Source organism: Variovorax sp. 10L421, assembly GCF_056395365.1.
This window is the reverse complement of the sequence record NZ_JBFTJJ010000066.1, coordinates 1-1,433: the sequence shown is the minus strand read 5'-3', so window position 1 is coordinate 1,433 and position 1,433 is coordinate 1. Positions and strand designations below refer to the sequence as shown.

Here is a 1,433-nt window from a genome sequence, read left to right as displayed (position 1 = left end):
TCCATGCGGGTGCTGCCGCTGCCGCGGTTGTTCGAGCGCTGCAGTGCGGAGTCGGGCAGCACCGGCGCGGCGTTCACGCCGCGCAGCATGACGTTGTCGGTGTTCGGCTGCGTCTGCAGCTGCTGGCCGCGGATCTCGTCGTAGCGGTCGTAGGCGAAGGCCTCGGACGAAGCGCCGTCGCGCATCACCGCCGGGCGCAGGAACATCATGAGGTTGCTCTTGCTGCGCGTGCGGTTCTCGTTCTTGAACAGGTTGCCCAGCACCGGGATGTCGCCGGCCAGCGGCACCTTCTCGATGTTGTTGTTGTAGGTGTCCGACAGCAGKCCGCCCAGCATGACCAGGCCCCCGTCTTCCACCAGCACGCTCGACTCGATCGAGCGCTTGTTGGTGGTCGGGCCGTTGGGGTTGCTCAGCGAGTTCTGGTCGACGGTCGAGGTCTCCTGGAAGATCGTCATGCGCACCGTGCCGTTCTCGTTGATGGTCGGGCGCACGCGCAGGGTGAGGCCCACGTCCTTGCGCTCGACGGTGGTGAACGGGTTCACGCCCACCGAGCCCGAGGTGCTGGCATACGAGCCGGTGGGGAAGGGCACGTTCTGGCCGATGATGATCTTGGCCTCTTCGTTGTCCAGCGTCAGCAGGTTGGGCGTGGAGAGCACGTTGGCGTCGCCGTCGCTGTTGAAGAAGTTCGCGATCGCGCCCAGGATGTACTGGCCGCCGATCTTGCCGGCGATGCCCAGGTTCAGCCCCGGCTGGATCGACGTCGCCAGGCCGGCGGCRTTCCGGGTGGCCAGCGCCTGGGTCAGCGCCAGGATGTTCGTCTTGTTCAGGCTGGAATTGGTGCCGATGACCGCRTTGTTGCCCAGCGCGCTCTGCCACTGCACGCCGAAGTTCGCGGCCTTGTTGGCGCTGACCTCGACGATGAGCGCCTCGATCATGACCTGGGCGCGGCGCCCGTCGAGCCGGTCGATCACCGCGCGCATCTGGCGGTATTGCGGCTCGGGCGCCGTGATGATCAGCGAGTTGGTCGACGGGTCGGCCTGGATCTGGCCGCCGGTGGAGGGCTGGTTGGCGTTGTTGAGCGGGGCGTTGGCCGCGGCCGAGCCGCCGCCCTGGTTGTTGTTCAGGTTCACCTGCATGGCCTGCGGCGCGCTCTGYTGCGGCACGGCACCGCCGCCYGCGCCACCGGCTGCGCCCGGCRTGGTGCTCTGCTGGTTCGCCGCCATCGCGGCGCGCAGCGTGGCTGCCAGCCGCACCGCATCGGCGTTCTTCAGGTAGACCACGTAGATGTTGCCGGCCGCGCCGTTGCTGCTTTCGCTGGGCGCGCGGTCGAGCTTGTCGACCAGCGTGCGCACCAGCGCCACGCGCGCCGGATTGGCCGCGCGCAGGATCAATGAGTTGCTGCGCGGATCGGCCAGCAGCGTGGTGCGGAACGA

At 68.2% G+C, this 1,433-nt stretch carries 1 protein-coding gene; it reads right to left on the bottom strand.

Annotated elements, in window-relative coordinates:
* The coding region (gene gspD, locus AC1DFC_RS29740; protein ID WP_478180583.1) for a type II secretion system secretin GspD at window positions 1–1,433 on the bottom strand (1,433 nt) is incomplete at both ends.